The 20995-nt window shown below is 73.0% G+C and carries 16 protein-coding genes; 9 read left to right on the top strand and 7 right to left on the bottom strand.

What is annotated here, in order from left to right; translation table 11 throughout:
- The first annotated feature begins 59 nt into the window (after positions 1-59).
- The gene (gene eccD / locus ACXN5W_RS15695) at positions 60-1547 is read left to right on the top strand and encodes a type VII secretion integral membrane protein EccD (protein WP_473159020.1); all 1488 of its coding nucleotides are present in this window, start codon (positions 60-62) and stop codon (positions 1545-1547) included.
- Positions 1548-1722: 175 nt separating this feature from the next.
- Here the strand turns inward: eccD and ACXN5W_RS15690 are convergent, their stop codons facing one another.
- Entirely contained in the window at positions 1723-2247 is a 525-nt protein-coding gene (locus ACXN5W_RS15690; protein ID WP_473159019.1) for an inorganic diphosphatase, read from the bottom strand.
- 862 nt (positions 2248-3109) lie between these two features.
- On the opposite strand from ACXN5W_RS15690, the gene dacB reads away from it, so the two are divergent.
- From dacB to folE, 7 genes are all read left to right on the top strand, one after another.
- Positions 3110-4522: a D-alanyl-D-alanine carboxypeptidase/D-alanyl-D-alanine endopeptidase gene (dacB, locus tag ACXN5W_RS15685; RefSeq protein ID WP_473159058.1), complete on the top strand. Its 1413-nt coding sequence runs from the start codon at positions 3110-3112 to the stop codon at positions 4520-4522.
- A 98-nt stretch (positions 4523-4620) separates the two neighbouring features.
- On the top strand, positions 4621-5685 hold the full coding sequence (locus tag ACXN5W_RS15680) for a zinc-dependent metalloprotease (RefSeq protein ID WP_473159018.1): 1065 nt from the start codon (positions 4621-4623) through the stop codon (positions 5683-5685).
- Between the two features lie 5 nt (positions 5686-5690).
- A complete protein-coding gene (tilS, locus tag ACXN5W_RS15675; protein ID WP_473159017.1) occupies positions 5691-6686 on the top strand; it encodes a tRNA lysidine(34) synthetase TilS in 996 nt (331 codons plus the stop codon).
- A gap of 75 nt (positions 6687-6761) precedes the next feature.
- Positions 6762-8405: a gamma-glutamyltransferase family protein gene (locus tag ACXN5W_RS15670; protein WP_473159016.1), complete on the top strand. Its 1644-nt coding sequence runs from the start codon at positions 6762-6764 to the stop codon at positions 8403-8405.
- 193 nt (positions 8406-8598) lie between these two features.
- A complete protein-coding gene (gene hpt, locus ACXN5W_RS15665) occupies positions 8599-9174 on the top strand; it encodes a hypoxanthine phosphoribosyltransferase (RefSeq protein WP_473159015.1) in 576 nt (191 codons plus the stop codon).
- 387 nt (positions 9175-9561) lie between these two features.
- On the top strand, positions 9562-11583 hold the full coding sequence (ftsH, locus tag ACXN5W_RS15660; RefSeq protein WP_473159014.1) for an ATP-dependent zinc metalloprotease FtsH: 2022 nt from the start codon (positions 9562-9564) through the stop codon (positions 11581-11583).
- On the top strand, positions 11580-12287 hold the full coding sequence (gene folE, locus ACXN5W_RS15655) for a GTP cyclohydrolase I FolE (RefSeq protein ID WP_473159057.1): 708 nt from the start codon (positions 11580-11582) through the stop codon (positions 12285-12287). The genes ftsH and folE overlap by 4 nt, the downstream gene beginning before the upstream one ends.
- Before the next feature lie 51 nt (positions 12288-12338).
- On the opposite strand, the gene ACXN5W_RS15650 is transcribed toward folE, so the two are convergent.
- A complete protein-coding gene (locus ACXN5W_RS15650) occupies positions 12339-12800 on the bottom strand; it encodes a hypothetical protein (protein ID WP_473159013.1) in 462 nt (153 codons plus the stop codon).
- Complete coding sequence (locus tag ACXN5W_RS15645) at positions 12797-15556, bottom strand: FtsK/SpoIIIE domain-containing protein (protein WP_473159012.1); 2760 nt, start codon at positions 15554-15556, stop codon at positions 12797-12799. The genes ACXN5W_RS15650 and ACXN5W_RS15645 overlap by 4 nt, the downstream gene beginning before the upstream one ends.
- Positions 15557-16088: 532 nt before the next feature.
- Between ACXN5W_RS15645 and ACXN5W_RS15640 the strand changes: the two genes are divergently transcribed.
- Positions 16089-16733 carry a hypothetical protein gene (locus ACXN5W_RS15640; protein WP_473159011.1) on the top strand — a complete coding sequence of 215 codons (645 nt, stop codon included), beginning with the start codon at positions 16089-16091 and terminating at the stop codon, positions 16731-16733.
- A gap of 1 nt (position 16734) precedes the next feature.
- Here ACXN5W_RS15640 and ACXN5W_RS15635 read toward each other — a convergent pair whose 3' ends face one another.
- The 4 genes from ACXN5W_RS15635 to ACXN5W_RS15620 are packed head-to-tail and all read right to left on the bottom strand — an operon-like array spanning position 16735 to position 20994.
- Positions 16735-17340 carry a hypothetical protein gene (locus ACXN5W_RS15635; protein WP_473159010.1) on the bottom strand — a complete coding sequence of 202 codons (606 nt, stop codon included), beginning with the start codon at positions 17338-17340 and terminating at the stop codon, positions 16735-16737.
- Between the two features lie 16 nt (positions 17341-17356).
- On the bottom strand, positions 17357-18508 hold the full coding sequence (locus ACXN5W_RS15630) for a M23 family metallopeptidase (RefSeq protein WP_473159009.1): 1152 nt from the start codon (positions 18506-18508) through the stop codon (positions 17357-17359).
- A complete protein-coding gene (locus ACXN5W_RS15625; RefSeq protein ID WP_473159008.1) occupies positions 18505-19056 on the bottom strand; it encodes a hypothetical protein in 552 nt (183 codons plus the stop codon). The genes ACXN5W_RS15630 and ACXN5W_RS15625 overlap by 4 nt, the downstream gene beginning before the upstream one ends.
- Positions 19057-19062: 6 nt before the next feature.
- On the bottom strand, positions 19063-20994 hold the full coding sequence (locus ACXN5W_RS15620) for an MFS transporter (protein WP_473159007.1): 1932 nt from the start codon (positions 20992-20994) through the stop codon (positions 19063-19065).
- Position 20995: the final 1 nt, after the last annotated feature.

Raw genomic sequence — 20995 nt, 5'->3', positions numbered from 1 at the left:
AACCGGACTGATAGTAGGTAAAGTGCGGGCGTCGTACAGCACCGGATGGAGGAACACCGATGGGTACGGGGCTCGCCCGGGTGACGGTCAGCGCTCCCCGACGGCGGTTGGACGTGGCGTTGCCGGATCACCTGCCGGTGGCCGAGCTGCTGCCGGAGCTGCTGCGACACGCCGGGGAGGGACTGGCCGACGCTGGCGAACGGCACGGCGGTTGGGTGCTCCGCCGTACCGACGGCGCGGCGCTGGAGACCGGCCGGGCGCTGCTGCCCCAGGGTGTGCACGACGGTGAGCTGCTGCACCTCGTGCCGGCCCGCACCGGCTGGCCGGAACCCGAGTACGACGACGTGGTGGAGGCGATCGCCGACGGCGCCCGGGATCGCGGGGCCGCCTGGAACGGCGCCACCACCCGTACCGCTGCCCTGATCGCCGCCGGTGTGCCGGCCGGGGTGGGGTTGCTGGCGCTGCTGTCCGCCGGCCCGGGTTGGCGGGTGGGTGCCCCCGTTGCGCTCGGGATCGCCGTCGGGCTGCTGCTTGCCGGGGTGACCGCGTCCCGCGCCTACGGTCTGGGCTCGGCGGGCGCCGCGCTCGGCGGGTACGCGCTGCCGTACGCCTTCGTCGGGGGCGCCGGGCTGGTCGGGTCCGGTGCTCCGATCGGGCCGAGCGGGCCGGCCGGCTGGTTGGGCGGGCCGGTCGGCTGGTTGGGCGGTCCGGAGCTGCTCGCCGGCTCGGCCGTCCTGCTGCTCGGCGCCGTGCTCGGGGCGGTCGGGGTGGCGGCCGGGCTTCGGCTGTTCACCGCGGGCGCCACCGTCGGGGTGTCCGGTGCGATGGCCGGCTTGGCCGGATTCGTGCTCCCGGCGCCCGGCGTGGCCGCCATCGGGCTGTCGGTGCTGGTCTGCGCCGTCGGGGCGGTCCCGTTGCTGGCGATCAGGTTCGGCCGCCTGCCGCTGCCGCCGGCCACGCTGCCGTCCACCACACCGCCGGGACCCGACGGGTCGGGCGGATCTGGCGGGTTCGGCCGACCGGGCGGACCGGGCGGCAGCGAATCGCTCGCGCCGGCCGGTCCGGGCCTGCCGCGCCGGAGCCGGGTGCTCGCGGCGGTGGCGCGGACCGAGGAGCTGCTGACCGGGATGCTGATCGGCCACGGGCTGCTGGTGGTGGCGGCGACCGTTCCGCTGGTCGTCGCGGGTGGTGTGCCGGGCCGATCACTCACCGCGATCGGTTCGGTGAGCCTGCTGCTGCGGTGCCGGGCGTTTGTCAGCCGTCGGCAACGGGCCCCGATGATGACGGCCGGGCTCGCCGGGCTGGCGGTGCTGGGCGTCGCTCTGGCCGGCCCGGTGACCGGCGCCGGCCGCCCGGTGTTGATCGCCGGCACCGCGCTGGCCACCCTGCTGGTCGTCGCCGCCGGCGTCACGTACGCGCGCCGACCGCCGACGCCGTACCTGGCCCGCGCCGCCGAGCTGGCCGACACCCTGCTGGTGGTCTCGGTGATTCCGGTGGCCTGCGGGGTGCTCGGCCTCTACGGCCGGGCCCGCGGGCTGCTCGGTTGAGCGGCCCACGGGCCCGGATTGTCGAGGTGCGCGACCGGCCAGGCCAACCAGCCCCGCGTCGCCCGGGAGTGCGCCCGCCGACGGAACCGGTTGGGGCACGTCGCCGTCGTCGCACCGCTGGAGGGCGCGCCCGCCGGTGGACGGGTCGGGTTCGCGCCCGTCGCCGAAGCTGGAGCTAGTGCGCGGCGTCGCTCCCGCCGGCCGTCCGCCGGGCGGCGTCGGCGTCGGCCTGCCGCTGGTACGAGGCGCGGATCTCGGCCTCGGCCTCGACCCGGCCGGCCCAGGTGGCACCCTCCACCGACTTGCCGGGTTCGAGGTCCTTGTAGACCTCGAAGAAGTGCTGGATCTCCAGCCGGTCGAACTCGCCGAGGTGGTGGATGTCCCGCAGGTGCTCCTGCCGAGGATCTTCGAACGGCACGCAGAGGACTTTGTCGTCGCCGCCCTTCTCGTCCGTCATCCGGAACATGCCGATCGTGCGACACCGGATGAGGCAACCTGGGAAGGTGGGCTCCGGTACCAGAACCAGCGCGTCCAGCGGGTCCCCGTCCTCGCCGAGGGTGCCCTCGATGAAGCCGTAGTCGGCCGGGTACTGGGTAGAAGTGAAGAGCGTACGGTCCAGCCGGATCCGGCCGGTCTCGTGGTCCACCTCGTATTTGTTGCGGTGACCCTTCGGGATCTCAACCGTCACGTCGAAATCCATCTCACGCTCCCTTGTCTGCCCACGCTGGCTCACGGGACCGCTGCGGAGGCCGGTGGGCGGATGACCGGCCGGCCCGGATTCCTCCGGACACCGCAGCTGGTTCGGACGCAAGTAGTGTCACCCAAGCGGGTCCGGGGTGCGGGAGGAGGGGCCGGTGGGGAGGGAAGACTCACACCAGTGGTCGGGTGAGGGTGAGCCGTCGCCGGGTGGGCCGGGAGAGCCGCCCCCGCGCGGGCGGCCACCACGGTGGCCCGGACCAGCCGATTCGTCCGGAGCAGCCGGGTCCGCTCCCGCTGCCGGACCCACCGTGCCGGGTGCCGGCCCCACCGGCGTCGCGCCGGCCAGCGGGCGGGCCCGGGTGCCCGGCCCGGGTGATCGGGCCCGGGACGAACCGGGGTCGCGCGATCGGGCCCGGGACGAACCGGGGTCGCGCGATCGGGCCCGGGACGAACCGGGGTCGGGCCGTCCGGCCGGGCCACCTCCCGGCTGGCAGCCGCCAACTGGACCGCCCCCGGGCGGGTGGTCGACGGCGGAGCCGCCTCCGGCCGGATCACCCTCCGGACGATGGTCGACGGCGGAACCGCCCCCGGCCGGGCGGTTCCCGGCGGATGGGCAGGTGCCGCCGACGACACCCCGGCGTACCACCGGATCGGGCGCGGTGAGCGGGCGGGTTGCCGTACCCGGTGCGGTGCCCGGAGGCACCGAGCCGAGCCGGCCCGCCAGCGGATGGTCGCCGGACACCGGTGCGCGACCCGGCGGGCAGACCGCCGGCGGCACGTACGGCGCGGTTCCGGTCCCGGACCGCCCGCCGGCCGCCGATCCCGGTAAGCCGCCGACCCGCCGACCCCGCCGCCGGGTCGGTCTGATCGCGGCGCTGGCCGTGCTGGTCGCCGTGGCCCTGGTGGCCGGCGGGGTCGGGGTGCTGCGCTGGCGCGGCGCCGATCGGCAGGGTACGGCCACGGGCGATCCGGTCGAGCCGACCCCGCCCCCGGTCCTCGCAGGCATCGCCGCCGGTGCGCCGGCGCCGACCGGCGACGGTGTGCGGGCCGCGATCGAGGGCCTCGTCACCGGTGGCGGGCTCGGTGGACGGCTGAACGTGGCAGTGCTCGACCCCGCCACCGGGCAGACCCTGTACGACCATGGCGGGAGCCTGGCCACCGTGCCGGCCTCGACGACCAAGCTCGTCACCGCGGTGACCGTGCTGGCCAACCGGGGGCCGGCGTACCGGATCCCGACCCGGGTGGTCGCCGGCACGACGCCCGGGGAGGTGGTACTGGTCGGCGGCGGCGATCCCACGCTGGCCGTCGACGGCGCCGGGTACTACCCGGGGGCTGGTCGGCTCGACCGGCTCGCCGACCAGGTGCGGAAGGCCCTCGGCGGCACCGCGCCGAGCAGGGTCGTGATCGACACGTCGCTGTACTCCGGGCCGATCTACGGGCCCGGTTGGGACGCCGACATCGCCACCGCCGGGTACGGCGCCGCGGCCACCGCGCTGATGACCGACGGCGCGCGGGTGGATCCGAAGGCGGAGCCCGGCCGGACCCCTCGGGTCTCGGCCCCCGACCTGGCCGCCGGCCGCTCGTTCGCGGGACTGTTCGGGCTGCCCGCCGAGGCGGTGGTCCGGGGCAAGGCCCCGGACGCGCCGGCGGGCTCCAACACTCCGTCCGGGTCCGGTTCGCCGGCGGGAGCGTCCGGGCCGGGCGCCGAACTGGGCCGGGTGGAGTCGCCACCGATGATCCGGCTCGTCGACTACATGCTCGGCGAGAGCGACAACGTGGTGGCCGAGGCGCTGGCCCGGCAGGTGGCGCTGGCCCGCGACCAGCCCGCCTCGTTCGCCGGGGCGGCGACCGCCGTGACGGCGGCCCTTGCGGACCTCGGGTTGGAGGCCGACCAGAGCTCGCTCGCCGACGGCAGCGGGCTGTCCCGGAACAACCGGCTCAGCCCGGATCTGCTCGCCCACACCCTCGCGCTGGCCGCCAGCGGCCGGCGACCCGAGTTGACCAGCCTGGTCACCGGCCTGCCGGTGGCCGGATGGTCGGGGACCCTCCACGACCGGTTCGGCCGGCAGTCGTCCACCGCGGCCGGCGCCGGCGTGGTGCGGGCCAAGACCGGAACGCTCACCGGGGTGAACGCCATCGCCGGGGTGTTGACCACGGCCGACGGCCGGCTGCTGTCCTTCGCGATGCTGGCCGACGGCGTCACGGCCGGCTCGCCGGCGGCGGAGGCCCGGCTGGACCGGGTCGCGGTCGCCCTGGCCGGATGCGGTTGCCGGTAGTCCGCGCGGTGCCCGGCCGCGCCCGCGCACCCGATTGCCGGGTGCGCCGCATTGTTCGAGCCCGGGCGGGGTGTCGCGGCGCGAGTACGGTGGTGGACATGGCGCAGTTCGTGGACTGGGATCTGGCCGCCGCCACCGCCGGCACCCTCGGCAAGTCGGGGCCGAAGGTGTCGTACGAGGAGGCCACCGCCGTCGTGGCCGACCTGCGGAGGCTGACCGACGAGGCGGCCGGGCACGTGATGGAGTACACCGGGCTGCGGTCCCAGGTCGCACACCCGCCGGTGCGGGTGGTGGATCGGCGGGACTGGGCGGCGGCCAACATCGACGGCCTGCGTGAGGTGATCACGCCGCTGGTCTCCCGGCTGGCCGGCGACAAGCAACCCGGCGCGATGACCGAGGCGATCGGTTCGCGACTGACCGGGGTGCAGGCCGGCACCGTCCTGGCCTACCTCTCGGGCCGGGTGCTCGGGCAGTACGAGGTCTTCTCGGCCGAGCCGGGACAACTGCTCCTGGTCGCGCCCAACATCGTCGAGGTGGAGCGCAAGCTGGGCGCCGATCCCCGGGACTTCCGGCTCTGGGTCTGCCTGCACGAGGTCACCCACCGCACCCAGTTCACCGCGGTGCCGTGGATGCGTGGCCACTTCCTGGGCGAGGTGCAGGCGTTCGTCGACGCCTCGCAGGCCGGCGGGGAGAACCTGCTGGACCGGTTGCGCCGGGGCGTCGCCACGCTGGCCGACTCGGTCCGCGACCCGGACAGCCGGGCCAGTGTCCTGGACATCGTGCAGAGCCCCGGCCAGCGGGCGGTGCTGGACCGGCTGACCGCGATGATGACGCTGCTGGAGGGGCACGCCGAGTTCGTGATGGACGGCGTCGGACCCCAGGTCATTCCCAGCGTGGAGCGGATCCGCGCGGCCTTCAACCAGCGCCGGGAGTCCGGCAACCCGCTGGAGAAGGCGATCCGCAAGCTGCTCGGGGTCGAGGTCAAGATGCGGCAGTACGCCGAGGGGCGCAAGTTCGTACACGGTGTGGTGGAACGGGTCGGGATGGCTGGTTTCAACAAGGTGTTCGGCTCCCCGCTCACCCTGCCGAAACTGACCGAGCTGTCCGATCCGGACGCCTGGGTGGCCCGCGTACACGGGAATTCCCGAGACACCCCTCGCTGACCGCGATGGCCGCTCTCGCGCCACCGGTGGCGGCGGTCCGCGGCGCGGTCCGGACCGCGCTGGTCGCGTTGGCCGGTCCGGATCCGGTGCTGGTGGCCTGCTCGGGTGGCGCCGACTCACTGGCGCTGGCCGAGGCGACCGCCTTCGTGGCGGCCCGGTTGGGGCGTACCGCCGGGTTGGTGAGCGTCGACCACGGCCTCCAGGCCGGCTCGGCGCAGCGGGCCGCCGAGGTCGCCCGGTGGGCCCGGTCCCTCGGGTTGACGCCGACCGAGGCCGTCCCGGTCGAGGTCGCCGGCCGACCCGGTGGCCCGGAGGCGGCCGCCCGGACGGCCCGGTACGAGGCGCTCACCGAGGCCGCCCGCCGGCACGGCGCGGGCGCCGTGCTGCTCGGCCACACCCGGGACGACCAGGCCGAGACGGTGCTGCTCGCGCTGGCCCGTGGCGCCGGGCCGCGCGGCCTGGCCGGCATGCCGGCGGTCCGGGAGACCGACGGGGTACGCCTGGTCCGGCCGCTGCTGGCGATCAGCCGGGAGCAGACCCGCAAGGCGTGCGCGGCGCTCGGGCTCTCGCCCTGGGACGACCCGCACAACACGGATCCGTCGTACGCCCGGGCCCGGGTGCGGGCCGACGTGCTGCCGGCGCTGACGGCCGCTCTCGGACCCGCTGTGCTGGACAACCTGGCCCGTACGGCGGAGCTGCTGGCCGCCGACACGGCGGCCCTGGACGAACTGGCCGGCCGGGCGCTCGCCGCCGCCCGTTGCCCGGATCAGCCGGCGGGTCTCGCGGTCCCGGCGCTGGCCGGGTTGCCGGCCGCGGTGCGTGGCCGGGTGCTGCACGCCTGGTCCCGGGAACTCGGTGCCGTCCCGGCGGCGCTGTCCCACCGCCACGTGCGGGCGCTGGACGCGCTGGTGACCGGATGGCGGGGTCAGGGGCCGACGCACCTGCCCGGGGGAATCCGGGTGGGCCGCCGGGGCGACCGGCTGATCCCGCTCGACGACTGACCGGGTGGTCGGTCCGGGCCGACGGGACCAGCGGGCGGGGTGGCCGGGACCGGGCCGATGGGCTAGACAGGGCGGATGCCGCATCTGCGCCCGCCGTTGTACGCCCCGTCCGGCGTCGTGGCCACCAGCCAGCCCCTGGCCGCCAGCGCGGGTCTCGCGGCGCTGCGTCGCGGCGGCACGGCGGTGGACGCGGCGCTGGCCGCCGCGATCACCCTGACCGTGGTGCAGCCGGGTTCCAACGACATCGGCGGTGACCTGTTCGCCCTGGTCTGGGACCGGGATCGGCTGCACGGGCTGAACGGGTCGGGCCGCTCACCGGCCGCCCTCGACCGGGCGACGGTGCTGGCTGCGACCGGGGGCCGGGGGGCGACTCCGCTGGCTGCGCTCGGCGGCGCCCAGGCGAACGGGCCGGCCATGCCGGCCCGGGGCTGGCTGCCGGTGACCGTGCCGGGCGCCCCGGCGGCGTGGTACGACCTGCACGAACGGTTCGGCCGGTTGCCCTTCGCCGAGCTGTTCGCCGATGCCATCGGGTACGCCGAACTCGGCTATCCGGTCTCGGCGAACGTCGCCGGCAACTGGGCCCGGGCCGTGGCGAACCAGGCCGGGCTGACCGGCGCCGAGTTCGCCGAGTGGCCACGGGTGTTCACCGTCGACGGCGGCCGGGCGCCCCGGGCGGGTGAGCGGTTCCGCAATCCTGCCGCCGCCGAGACGCTGCGCCGGATCGCCGGCAGCGGGGCCCGGGACTTCTACCAGGGCCGGATCGCCGAGGCACTGCACGGGTACGCGGCGCGGACCGGCGGTCTGCTCAGCGGGGACGACCTGGCGGCGCACCGGTCGAGCTGGGTCGAGCCGCTCCGGGTGCGCTACCGCGATCACGAGGTGTGGGAGTTGCCCCCCAACGGCCAGGGCGTGGCGGCCCTGCTCGCGCTGGCCATCCTCGACGGGGTCGATCCGGCGGTGATGTCGGCGGCGGAGTGGGCACACTGGCAGATCGAGGCGGTGAAGCTGGGCTTCGCCGACGCGCACGCCTACGTCACCGACCCGGAGCTGATGCGCGTACCCGCCGCCGACCTGCTGGACCCGGACTACGTGGCCGGGCGCCGGGCGCTGATCGGCGACCGGGCCCTGCTTCCGGTGCCTGGCGAACCCGCCCGGGGCGGCACGGTCTACCTGGCCACGGCCGACGCCGACGGGATGATGGTGAGCCTGATCCAGTCGACGTACCTCGGCTTCGGCTCGCACGTGGTGCTGCCCGGGTACGGCTTCGGGCTGCAGAACCGGGGCGCGGCGTTCCGGCTGGATCCGGCGCACCCGGACGTGGTCGGCCCGGCCAAGCGACCGTTCCACACGATCATCCCGGGCTTCCTGAGCCGCGGCGGCGAGCCGGTCGGCCCGTTCGGGGTGATGGGCGGGCACATGCAGCCCCAGGGCCATGTGCAGCTGGTGACAGCGACCGTCGACCGCGGGCTGGATCCGCAGGCCGCGCTCGACCGGCCCCGCTGGTACTGGCACTCCGGTCGGGCCGTACAGGTCGAGTCGATCATGTTGGATACTCCTGACGGCCCGGAGCTGGTCGCCGGGCTGCGGGACCGGGGGCACGAGCTGAGCGTCGCCGACGACCGGGGCGTGTTCGGGCACGGCCAGGCGATCTGGCGGGCCGCCGACGGCTACGTGGCGGGTTCCGAGCCCCGGACCGACGGCGTCGCGGTCGGCTACTGACCCACCCGAGCCGGCCGACCGGGCCGTCCGGTGGCGACCGGGCGGGCGCGGCGGCGGACCGGGCGCCTCGGCGGTCCTCCGGTGGTGGTCGGGTCGCCCATCAGGGTGGGTTCGAGGCGCTCCCGTCGGGTCACCACCGACCAAGGTGCCGCCCCGGCGACGCGACGCCGACCGCGTACGGCAGGCTATGAGCATGGCTGACGGCTCCTGGTACGACGCCGACATCGATCACGTGATCATTTCCGAGGCGCAGATCCGCGACAAGACGTCCGAGCTGGCCAAACAGGTGGCCGCCGACCACGCTGCGGTGCGGGATGGCCTGCTGCTGGTCTGCGTGCTCAAGGGGGCGGTCATGTTCATGGCCGACTTCGCCCGGGCGCTGGGCCGGTACGGCCCGCCGGTGGAGCTGGACTTCATGGCGATCTCCTCGTACGGGCAGGGGACCACCTCGTCGGGCGTGGTCCGCATCCTCAAGGACCTGGACCGGGACATCGCCGGCCGGCACGTGATCGTGGTGGAGGACATCGTCGACTCCGGTCTGACCCTCTCCTGGTTGCTGCGTTACCTGGAGTCGCGCTCGGCCGCCAGCGTCGAGGTGGTGGCGCTGTTCCGCAAGCCGGACGCGGTCAAGGTGCCGGTGCCGGTGAAGTACGTCGGGTTCGACATCCCGACCGAGTTCGTGGTCGGCTACGGCCTGGACTTCGCCGAGCGGTACCGCGAGGTGCCGTACGTCGGGGTGCTCAAGCCCGACGTCTACGCCCGATCCTGACCGATCGGCGATCCGGCGTCCCGCGCATCGGAAGTACCAACGTACGTACAGCGCACTTTCAGGAATTCCCGTTACGGTATGGAGTGGTGGCGCGGATGCTGTCCGCGCCCGGCGTTCGGCCCCGGTTGACCGGCCGGGGTGGCGCGCCGGGCGTCAATCCGGCGTCACGCCGGCACGACGGACCGGGTGAACGTGGTCCCGGTGGGCTCGCGGGCTCGCCGCGCGTACACAAGGTGTACCGTCGAATGACCGCGGCGCGGCCTGTCCGCACCGGGTGTCGGGGCCGGCCCGCACGGCGGCCTCGGCCGCCGCTTCCGCGGCGGAATCCAACCAGACGGTCAGGATGTCGATCAGGAGGGTCCGGGCGCTACGGCGCTCGACAACAGTATGGAACGTACGCGTTTCTTCCGCCGCCCGGTGGTCTGGATCATCCTGGTGATCATCGGTGCGGTCGCGCTTACCCAGTTGTTCACCGGTGGTCCGAGCTACCACAAGGTCGACACGTCGATCGCGCTCGACCAGCTGAACACCGCCAAGGTCGACAAGGTCGTGTTCCAGGACAAGGAACAGACGCTCAAGATCGATCTGGCGCAGCCGGCGAAGTTCGACGGTGCCGAGACCGACAAGATCCAGGCCCAGTTCCCGTACGAGGTCGGCAACCAGGTCTGGAACCAGATCCAGGACGCCAAGGCCAACAACCGGATCACCGGTCCGGTCAACACCGAGGTGTCCGGGGACAACATCTTCCTCAGCCTGCTGGTCAACCTGGTACCGATCGCGCTCCTGCTGGTCCTGCTGCTGTTCTTCATGTCGCAGATGCAGGGCGGCGGCTCCCGGGTGCTCAACTTCGGCAAGTCCAAGGCCAAGATGATCACCAAGGACACCCCGAAGACCACCTTCGCCGACGTGGCCGGTGCCGACGAGGCCGTCGAGGAACTGCACGAGATCAAGGACTTCCTGCAGAACCCGGCCAAGTACCAGGCGCTCGGCGCCAAGATCCCCAAGGGCGTACTGCTGTTCGGCCCGCCCGGTACCGGTAAGACGCTGCTGGCCCGCGCGGTCGCGGGTGAGGCCGGGGTGCCGTTCTACTCGATCTCCGGGTCCGACTTCGTCGAGATGTTCGTCGGTGTCGGTGCCAGCCGGGTCCGGGACCTGTTCGAGCAGGCCAAGTCGAACGCCCCCGCGATCGTCTTCGTCGACGAGATCGACGCGGTCGGTCGGCACCGGGGCGCCGGCATGGGTGGCGGCCACGACGAGCGGGAGCAGACCCTCAACCAGCTGCTGGTCGAGATGGACGGCTTCGACACCAAGGGCGGGGTCATCCTGATCGCCGCCACCAACCGGCCGGACATCCTCGACCCGGCGCTGCTGCGGCCGGGCCGGTTCGACCGGCAGATCCCGGTGGACGCGCCGGACATGGAGGGACGCAAGGCGATCCTCCGGGTCCACGCCAAGGGCAAGCCGTTCACCCCGGACGTCGACCTCGACTCGGTGGCCCGGCGGACCCCCGGGTTCAGCGGTGCCGACCTGGCCAACGTGATCAACGAGGCGGCCCTGCTGACCGCGCGTGCGGAGAAGCGGGCGATCTCGAACGACGCGCTCGAGGAGTCGATCGACCGGGTCATCGCCGGCCCGCAGCGACGTACCCGGGTGATGAGCGACCACGAGAAGAAGATCACCGCGTACCACGAGGGTGGGCACGCGCTGGTCGCCTGGGCGCTGCCGCACTCGGCGCCGGTGCACAAGGTGACGATCCTGTCCCGGGGCCGCTCGCTGGGCCACACCCTCACGCTGCCCACCGAGGACAAGTACACCCAGACCCGGGCCGAGATGATCGACACGCTCGCGTACGCCCTGGGTGGCCGGGCGGCCGAGGAACTGGTCTTCCACGAGCCCACCACCGGCGCGGGCAACGACATCGAGAAGGCGACCGCGCTCGCCCGGGCGATGATCACCCAGTACGGCATGAGCTCGAAACTCGGCGCGATCAAGTACGGCACCGCGGGCGACGAGCCGTTCCTCGGCCGCAACATGGGCCACGAACGGGACTACTCGGACGTGGTGGCCGCCGAGATCGACGGCGAGATGCGGGCGCTCATCGAGCTGGCCCATGACGAGGCCTGGGAGATCCTGGTGGAGTACCGGGATGTCCTGGACAGCATCGTGCTGGAACTGATGGAGAAGGAGACCCTGTCCACCGCGGACATGGCCCGGATCTGCGCACGGGTGGTGAAGCGGCCGCCGATGGCGCCGTACAACGGCTTCGGCAAGCGGCAGCCCTCCACCGAGCCCCCGGTGCTCACGCCGAGCGAGCGGGAGAAGCTGAAGGCGCAGGCCCAGGCCGACGGTGCCGAGGCGACGGTCGGTGGAGGCACCGGCACGACGTCGAACACGGACGGATCACACTGAGCGCCGCGGCTGACCGGGCCGCGGATAACGGGACGTCGCCGTCCGGTTCCCGCACGGAGCCGGACGGCGACAACACTCTTAACTCTCTCGCGGCCCGGCTGATCAACGGTCGACTCTCCGGACAGCCGGTCGAGCAGGTCGTCGACCTGGCCCGGATCGAGAAGGCGGTCCGGGAGATCCTCGTGGCCATCGGCGAGGATCCGGACCGGGACGGCCTGATCCAGACCCCGGCCCGGGTGGCCCGGGCGTACGCGGAACTGTTCGCCGGCCTCCGGGTGGACCCGGGACAGGTGCTCAGCACCACCTTCGAAGCCAACCACGAGGAACTCGTGGTGGTGCGGGACATCGACGTGATGAGCCTGTGCGAGCACCACCTGCTGCCGTTCCACGGGGTCGCGCACATCGGTTACATCCCCGGACCCGACGGGCGGATCACCGGCCTGTCCAAGCTGGCCCGGCTTGTCGAGGTGTTCGCCCGACGGCCGCAGGTCCAGGAACGACTCACCGCGCAGATCGCGGACCTGCTGATGGCCAAGCTGGCACCGCGCGGCGTGATCGTGGTGCTGGAATGCGAACACATGTGCATGGCGATGCGCGGCATCCAGAAGGCGGGCGCCCAGACCATCACCTCGGCCGTGCGCGGAGTGCTGCAACGCGACGCCAAGTCGCGGGCCGAGGCGATGAGCCTGATCCGGCGCCCCTGACCCGCCGGTCTCCGCGTCGGACGAGCAGCGGCGTCAGGACGGGTCCCGGCGTCACATCAGCAGATAGACCAGCAGACCCAGGACACCGGCCAGCGTGGCGAGCAACACCGTCACCGGGACCAGCGGGGACCGTCGGCGTCCACCGGCACTCCACCAGGCCTGGCGGCCGCCACTCCACCAGGGCCGGCGGGCCCCGGTCAGCAGCGCCTCGGCGGTGTCGGCGTTCGCCGCCGCCTCCTGAAGTGCCAGGGCCCAGGTGCCCGGATCGCGCCCGGCCGCCCGGACGGCCAGGGCGGTCTCCGGCGGAGACGGCAGCAGGTCCACCTCCGGAACGCCGGACTCGCGCAACCGGGCCCGCTGCGGATCCAACCGGTCACGTACCGCCGTGAGCTGGTCCCGGGCGGTCGCCAGGGTGCCCGCCCGCTCGTCGGCCACGGTCGCCGCGTCCCGCCGCACCGCGTCCAGCCGCTGCGCCGCCGCCACGTACCGCTGCCAGGCGTCCTCGTCGGTCATCGGGTGCCTCCGAACGGCACGATCAGGGCGGACGTCCCGGCGGCCCGGTCCGCCAGCGTCGCCCGGTCCGGTCGGGGCCGCCAGTCGGCGTCCCGGCCCAGCAGGTACTCCGCCTCGATCGGAGGCAGGTCCAACAGCAGCACCCCGGCGACGTAGTCGGCGAGGGAACCGTCACCGGCCAGCTCGACCAGCCGGCGGGTACGACGCCACCAGGACAGCAGGTGGGAACCACGCGCCGGACCCGCCAGAAGGGCCGCCCGGATCACCTCGGGCGGCAGATCGGCCGGCGTGACCACGTCCATGCCGAAGACCACGAGATATCCGGGCCGGTCGTCCTCCAGCTCCTTGGCCAGGCCGGTCGCGTCCAACACGTCCACCTCGTGCCGGTCCCGCAGGTCCACCACGAGCGCCTCGGCCACGGTCTGCGCCTCCGGGACCAGGGTGGCCAGCGCGAACCGGGCGGTGCCGGGCGGATGCGCGGCGGCCACGCTGCGGACACCCGCCGCGAGCACCGCCGCCCCCGCGGCCGACCGGCCCACGACGGCCAGATGCCGCCCCGGTGCCTCGCCCAGCGGAAAGGCCGCGGTCGTCCTGGTGGCGTCCACCGCCCGCCCAAGCAGCACCACCGGCGGTCCCGACCCCGCGACGACGATCGACCGGTAAGTCGGATCATCCGCCAGCGCCACCGGCGCGGCACCGTCGAACACCGGCGGACCGTCCGGATCGGGGCGGGCCAGCCAGAGCCGGTTGCGCAACTCGTCCCGGTCCGGCGCGTCGGCCGCCGGATCCGGGAAGCGCACCACCCGCTCGTGTCCCCGGGTGGCCCCGCGTGGGCCGCCCAGGCCGCCCGCCGTGTTCACCACGGCGGCACCCAGCGGCAGCCCGGCCGCCGAATCGTTCGTCGGTTCGAGCACATCCCCGCCACCCGGCAGGGCGACCCGGACCGGGAACTGGCCCAAAAGCTGCTCCGGGTACGCGCCGTCGGGGGCCTCCGCGGGCCGCCCCAGCAGCACCAGATGCACCCCGTACGAGCGTCCTCGCCGCGCCACCGACTCAAGCAACCGGGCTGTCTCCCGGCTGGACCGATCCGGCGCGGCGAGCAGCGCGGGCGCCCCGTCGGCCACGCAGAGCACCCGTGGGGGTCGATCAGGACCGGGCAACTCGGCCAGCCGGGTCGCCCCGGCCCCTTCGAACCGGGTCACCCGCCGGCTCAACTCGGCGTCCAGTTCGCGTAGCAGCGTCAGCGCGTACTCCCGGTCCGCCGCCACACCGGCGGTCCGTACGTGCGGCAGCCAGGACCGGTTCCGCTCCGACGGCAGGAACTCCGGGAAAGCCGCTCCGGGACGAACCGAGAGCAGGTGGACGTGCAGCGACTCCGGCCGGTACCGGGCGCACAGCCCGTGCAGCACGTTCGTCAGGAACGCGCTGGTGCCCGAGCCCGCCCGGCCGGCCACCAGCCAGTGCGGCGTCAGCTCCGAGAACCGGAGAGTAACCGGGGTGTCCCCGTCGTGCCCCACCACGGTGGTCAGGCCCTCGGCCGCGTCCTCGGTCCAGTAGTCCCGGCTCTCCGGTAACAGGTCCCGCAGCCGTGGCCGACAGCCCACCGCGGACCGTCGGACCAACTCCTGGCAGACCCGATCCACCAGCTCGACCGACGGGTTCCCGTCGAGCAACACCGGACAGTCCAGTCCGGTGGCGCTCGGTCGCGGTCCCCGACCGCCGAGCGAGGCACCGGGGGGATCACCGACCAGCGCGTACGCCTGCCGTACCGAGACCATGGTGGCGGGCACCAGCGGCGGTGGCACCGTACCGCCGGGGACCGCCACCGGCCGTGGTGCCCGATCGGCGAGCGGTCCGGACAGTGACAAGCCGCCGGGAGCCGACGCGACGGCCACCGAACCGGCCGGCGGCCGGGGTGAGGTGGTCGGCCAGGTTCCCCCGCCGAGCTCCCGCGGGAACGGCACCGCGGGCGTGGGTCGGCGGAACGGCTCCAGCGGGCCATCGGGCGCCGCCACCCGGAGCGGTTCCGTCGGCCAACCGGCCACGATCAGGTGCAGGCCCGCGGGCACGCCCTCCTCGGCCAGCGTCACGAGCCGGGCCAGATCGGCCGGTTCGACCGCCTCCGGAAGTGCGGCCACCACCACTAGGAGATTCCGGTCCCGGCGCCGAATCCGGCTCGTGGTCGAGGACTCCGGTCGTACCCAGCGCTCAGCCTCGGCGAGTACCGCCAGCAACCCGGCCCGGTCGGTGGCCGGTGGGGGGAACAGGCCCGCGTCGCCGAGCGCGGCGAACGGGCTGAACACCCTCGTCGTACCAGCGCCGGCCACCGCGCGGACCAGCAGTGACCCCACCGGCGCCGCCGCCAGCAGCCGGAGCAGCAGGCAGCGGAGCAGCCCCGCCACCCGAGGATTCCGGGCGTCCGTGTCGAGCGTGAGGTGACCCGTACCGAGCAGGGGTACGACCACCGGGAACCACACGTCGGTCGACGGTTCGGCCAGGCCGAGCCGTACGTACCGGGGAGCCCGCTCAGGCTCCGCATCGGTGTCCGGCGGGCCCTGGGAGAGGTCGGCGCCCAGCCAACCGGGCGTCAGCGAATCCGCGGCGGCCGTCAGCGCTCTGGCCAGGTCGCGCTGCTCGCGTTCGTCGGCCGCCGCCGGCCGGGCGGCATCCAGCGCCGCGGCGATCGCGCCGGCCGTCGCCGCGGCCTGGCGGTGCAGCGCCGCCGCCCGGGCGATACGCGCCTTCAAACTGGCCAAACGAATCCGCCTTTCCCCCGACCGGGTCGACTGGACGGATCGGATTCATGGACGGTAACCCAGGCCGGGCACACTTTCGGGGACGCGCGACACCGACAGCGCGGCGGGTTCGCACCTGGTCACACTAGGTTGATCGGAGAGACCTGTCGTCCACCTTCGGTGATCTTCGGCTGACGGAAGGTGATCATCAAGCCGCCGGGCTCGGGCTCGGCGTGCCGATCGATCCTCAGGTGATTTCCGCTCCCTGTCCGGGGGTCCGGTGGTCCGGTGGCTTGCTGTTGGCCCGATGACCCGCTGTCGGGCGGCCCGGTGGCAGCCGTGCCGGTGGCCAACCCGAGACCATTCCAGGTGACTGCAGCTTTGGGTGACACAGTGGTCACCAGAGGTGATGGAACCGAGACCTTGCCCTATTGGGTGAACGTTCGGTGCCCGCTAGCCTCAGGGGGTGGAATCAGTGCCGCCGCCCGCCGGTTCCCAGACCTCTCGCGTACCGGCCCAACGGAGTCGTCCAGACCAGGATGTACCGGAGACGGTGGCTCCCGGCCAGGGCCCGGCGGGAGAATCGGCCCCGGCAACGGATGCTCGCGCGACCGCGCCGGGGGTCGCTGCCCAGCCGCCCGCTGGCCCCGCCGACCGGCCCGGTGGCGTGGTGGTGGCGCCCGGCGGTCAACGGTCGGCCGCAGATCCGGCGCCCGGCGGGGAGCCCCCGACCGCTCCGTCGGTACGGCGGCGGCATCGACCGGTCCTGTGGACCATTCTCGGCCTGCTGCTCACCGTCGTGCTGGTCAGCGGTACGGCCTTCGTCATGTGGTATCACGACGCCACCACGCCCGATCGCAGTGCCCCCGACGTCGTGGTCGACAACTATCTTCGAGCATTCCTGGTAGATCGTAACGATATCCGGTCAAAGCAGTACGTCTGTAATAGACCGATGTTGACGGCGTTCAGTGATCTGCGCGCTGACATCGATATGCGGGAGAAGAAGTACTCGGCGGATCTGAGCGTCAGCTGGGGAAGTTTGAACGTTGAGAAGACTGGTTCTGGCGCGACAGTCGCTGTGCAATTGACACTTTCCGCTCTCGTCGAGGACTACAGCCAGCGCGAGAGCCAGCCTTGGCGAATATCGGTGATTCAAGCGGACGGCTGGCGGGTGTGCGGCGCCGAGCGGGTGGGCTGAGCTACTCCACCCAGAGCAGATGCACCGGAACTTCCTGGGTCTTCGGTGACTGCCCGCTCCAAGCCCAGCGATACCACTCCACCTCGGTGGTGACCCGGACGCAGATGTCACCGTCGGCACTGGTGTGCAACTCGGTGACCGCGCGTAGGTCGCGTCGTTCCACCCCGTCGATCACCTCGACGACCCGCCGCCCCGAGACGGAGTCGACCCCGACCACCGGCACCGGGCCGGGATGGCTCGGGGCATCCAGCGAGACGAGCCGGGCCAGCACGTCGGTCGGGCCGCGTGCACCAGCGGTCCGGTCGCCGAGCGACTCCACCCAGACCCGTTCGGCGGGCACCAGTGGCGCGAACACCTCGGTCTGCTCGGCCTCGGCGCGGTACCACTCATGCTCCGGGATGACCGGCACGTAGGTGCGGCTGCCCTGCACCACCCGGTCGTCGGCCCGCAGATCGGCCCGCCAGCCGAGACCGGGCAACCCCACCCGGATGCGCTGTCCGCGCAGGTCGAGCCGCCCGGTCGCCGGCACCAGCACCACGGGTCGGGGCGGTAGTGGGGCCCAGTCCGGTTCGCCGGCGAACGGGTCGGGCATCGGTTCGCGACTCATCGCGCGCGGTGCCACCTCACGCCTTGCCCCCGAGCGGTACGCCATGGTCCCGCATGAACGGCAGCGGGTTGACGGCACCGGCCCGGGCCCGCAGGCCATTCAGATGGACCTCGAAGTGCAGGTGCGGGCCGGAGGAGTTGCCGCTGGTGCCGACCTTCCCGATCACCTGCCCGGCTTCGACCCGCTGGCCTGGCCGGACGAATGGTGCCCGCACCATGTGGCAGTACCGGGTGATCACTCCGCCGGCATGCAGAATGTCGACGAACCAACCACAGCCACCCTTGCCCGGATAACCGTCCACATCGCAGTTCCGCCGCCCCCGATGGTCGATGTCACACCGGGCGACCAGCACCCGGCCGGCCGCCGCGGCGTGGATTTCGGTTCCACGGGCGACGATCAGGTCCACCCCGTCATGCGCCGGCCGGTCGGCCGTGCGGAAACCCGAACCAACCTTGGCGTGTACCGGATCCGTCCAGCCGGACGCGGCTGTCTCACCGGTCGAGGTGCAGCGCGGCGACGTGGCGGAGCCGAGCGACCGGGCGGCCCCGTCGGCCAGCCGGTTGACGATTTCCGTGGCGGTCGGCTCGTGCTTGGCGTACGCGTTCGGGAACGCGCTGCGCTGGACCCGCTGGGCGGCGTCGGTCAGGGCCAGGTGTTCCCAGCCGTTCACCCTGACCAGCCGCTCGTAGAACTTGCGGGCAGCGTAGGCCGGATCGCGCACCTGGGCCGGAGTGCCCCAACCCTGGCTGGGACGTTGCTGGAAGAGACCCAGTGAATCGTGGTCGTTGCCGGCGCCCAGGTAGGGCAGGTTCGACAGCCGGGACTCCTGGATGGCGGTGGCCACCGCGATGACCCAGCCACGGGGTGGCACCTTCATCTGCCGGCCGACCGCGATGATGACCGACGCGTTGCGTAGCTGACTGGCACCGAAGTTCTGCACCCGTGGCATCGGGCCATCCGCAGCGACCGGCTGACCCTGACCGCAGGCGTCGGCCGCCAGCGTTTTTGCCGGGTCCTCGTCTCCGCCGAGGCTGGTGAGCAGGAAGGCACCGGCGCCGCCCACGCAGCAGAGCAGGACGAGTGCGATGGTGCTGGCAATCGTCAGGGTCACCAGCCGGCGCGGCCCACGGACGGGGGGGGTGACCGGTCCGTCGTCCGGCGCGGTCACGACCGCTCCCAGTCGATTTCGTCGACCAGCCAGGTCCCGCCGGTTCCGACCAGTTGAAGGCGCAGCGTTCCGGTGTCGACCGGCAGGCTCACCTCGGCCAGGTCGGCGGTCTGTGGGGTCAGCACGGTCTGGCCGGTGATCTGACGTGCCGGAACGGCTGCCGGGTCCACATCGGACAGCTGTTTCGCGAGTGTGGCCGTGGCCCTCGGCGCGAGGGCCGCGTACCACCGCGCGGCGGGCCTGTCCCGATCCAGCCAGGCGGTGGCGAAGGCGCGGGCCACGACGTCCGGAGGATCCGCGCCTGGGCTGGTCCGGGGCGACGCGGGCTGGTCGTCGGCGGCCAGCCCGTCGTTACCGGCGGTCGGGTCGGCCGCGCTGATCGTGCCCCGCGGCTCACCCATCAAGTGAGAACCGGTGTCCGGCCCGGAGACCAACCGGGCCGCGCCCACGATGCCGAGAATCACCACGGCGAGCACCACCGCGGCACCCAGCCGTGACCGGAGGGCCCGGGTCAGTAGGAAGGCGATGGCGCGCTGCACGGCTCTCACCACGCCTCACCTTGCCTCGGAACGAATCCGCGGGACATCCTGGACCACCGGTCGGCTGGCGGAGTCCGGCCGGTAGACCGCGTACGAGGGCGCCGGGTCCGGTACGTCCGGCTCGGTCCACTCGGTCGGCCGGCGACGGCGCGAGGGGGGCGGGACGGATCCGCGATCCCGGCCGGGCGTGGCGACCGGAGTGGTGGCGTCACCCGGTGATTCACGGTCGGGCGCTGTCGGCGCGGCGACCGGCACATCCTCCAGGCGGGCCTCGGGACGCAGGCTGGTCTGCTCAACCATCACCCGCTGGCGACGACCGCCCCTCGGCTCCACGGTGCCTCCGGGCTCCACCACGTCCAGCCGGGCCGCTTCACGCATGTCCCGGAAGAATCGGCGGTGCCACGAACCGGCCGAGCTGACCGCCTCGGTGTTGTCCTTGCCACCGAGCTGGGTGATCCGCCGGTAGGGGCGCAGCAGCAGCCAGCCGACCACCCCGCACAACCAGACCAGCACCACCTGCAGCCAGCCGGGCAGCGTGGGAGTGCTCATCACCAGATCGACGGCGAACAGGTAGACCGCCGCACCGGTACCGAAGATGGCGATGTTGAAGACCGCCGCCACCACCGCGTTGGCCAGCCGCCGCAGGCCCGCGCTCGCCGGCCGGAGCAGCCCCACGGTGCCCAGGATGGGTGCCGCGATCACGGCCCATCGGAAGATCAGGAAGCCCAGCAACACCAGCAGCGAGGCGGTAAGGTCGAACATCGCGAACAGCACCGAGGCGAGCAGCGCGATGAAGGCGGCCCCGATCCGGTCCATGTCCTGGGTGCCCTTGAGGTATTCGTACGCCTCCGGGTCCTCCTTCTGGACCTGATCGGCCACCGCGGTCCACTGCAGCTGTTTGGCCTTTATGGTGGCGTCCCGGGTGGCTGGATTGCTCCGTATCTTCTCCGCCTCTTCCCAGGAGAGCGACTTGGCGTCGTAGAGCGCCCGGCCGTACTTCTTCGCGGTCTCGCTGTCGGCGGAGCCGAGCGCGCCGCGCAGCCAGTTCCGGTAGAGCATGGTCTCGGTGGCGGTGTCGCTGGCCCGCACCGCCGGCGGCCGGTGATCCTTGCACGCCTCGGGATTGGGCAACGCGCACTTGTCCGGCGGAATGTCCTGGGACCGTGGGCCCACGGCGTCGTGTACCACGGCGAGCGAGGTCACCAGCGTGTTGTCGGCGAGGTTCGCCGAGCGCACCGGCCAGGCCGCCAGCGCGGTGACCGCGACCATGACCAGCACGGCCCAGCCGGCCGTGGTCATCGCGTCGCTCATGTCCGACTGCCGGGAACGCCAGAGCAGGTATACGCCGACGACGCACAGGGTGATGATGCCGAAGACGCTGAAGACCTTCTGGTAGACGGCCTTGGTGGCCTGCTCGACCAGCGGGTCGGCCCAGCCCCACATCTCCTTGGGCGCCCAGGCCCGCTCGCGCAGCGCGTTGGACGCGCCGATCACCGCGGTGGCCATCATCAGCTCCCCGTTCGCCACTGTGGTGGTGAACCGGTAGTCGGGATGGATCAGCGTGGAGCCACAACCGCCGTCCACCCGGTAGGTGCTGTAGCTGTAGCCGGCGTAGCCGTACGTGCTGTAGAGACCCTGCGGTCCGGGCTCCTTGGCCGAATCGGGCCGGCTGGCGAACCAGCCGGCCAGTCCGGAGTCCGGCGCCCCCGGCACCGGCGTGTCGTCGCAGGTGACGGCCTGCTTGCCGGCATCGGTGAGCTTCTTCACGCAGGCGCGCCAGTCCGCCTGCCATTCCTCGGTTGTGCACAGGTCCGCGGGGGTCGGCTCGGCCAGGACCGCACCAGCCGGCGCGGCGGACGCCGGGCGTGCCCCCGGCACCGACCAGGCAAACGAGGCCAGGGCGAACACACCCATGGCGAGGATCGTCCCGACAGCCCGCCGTGCCATG

It is taken from the genome of Plantactinospora sp. A48 (assembly GCF_055793945.1).
This window is presented reverse-complemented; position numbering and strand designations above follow the sequence as displayed.